The sequence below is a fragment of the Cellulomonas sp. P4_H12 genome (genome assembly GCF_056400905.1).
Map to the genome: position 1 here is coordinate 1 of NZ_JBFUKJ010000092.1, position 650 is coordinate 650.

Genomic DNA, 650 nt, shown 5'->3' on the forward strand with positions numbered 1-650 from the left:
GGTAGGCGTCGATGACGGCCTTGTGCCGCTCGACCGAGAAGATCAGCGTGACGTTGACGCTGATGCCCTCGGCGATGCCCCGGGTGATCGCGGGCAGGCCCGCGAGGGTGGCCGGGATCTTGATCAGCAGGTTGGGCCGGTCGACGAACTTCCACAGCTCGACGGCCTGCGCGACCGTGGCGTCGGTCTCGTGCGCGAGACGCGGGTCGACCTCGATCGAGACCCGGCCGTCGACGCCGGCGGTGGCCTCGTACTGCGGGGCCAGCAGGTCGCAGGCGGCCCGGACGTCGTCTGTGGTCAGCGCGCGGACCGTGTCGTCGACGTTCGCGCCGTGGCCGGCGAGCTCGTGCAGCTGCGTCCGGTACTCGGGGCCCTTGAGCGCCGCCTGGAAGATCGACGGCTTCGTGGTGACACCGACGACGGACTTCTCCGCGACGAGCTGGGCGAGGTTGCCCGACTCGAGTCGTGCGCGGGAGAGGTCGTCGAGCCACACCGACACACCGGCGGCCGACAGGTCGGCGAGATTCTTGTTCTGTGGCATGGCGATCAGCCCTTCACTCGGTCCAGGGTGCGGCGAGCCGCGGCGGTCACGTTCTCGGCCGTGAAGCCGAACTCGCGGAACAACGTCTTGTGGTCGGCGGACGCGCCGA

At 70.0% G+C, this 650-nt stretch carries 1 protein-coding gene; it reads right to left on the minus strand.

What is annotated here, in order from left to right:
- The coding region (locus tag AC1DQC_RS19920) for a transaldolase family protein (protein WP_477052961.1) at positions 1–541 on the minus strand (541 nt) is incomplete at its 3' end.
- Positions 542–650: the final 109 nt, after the last annotated feature.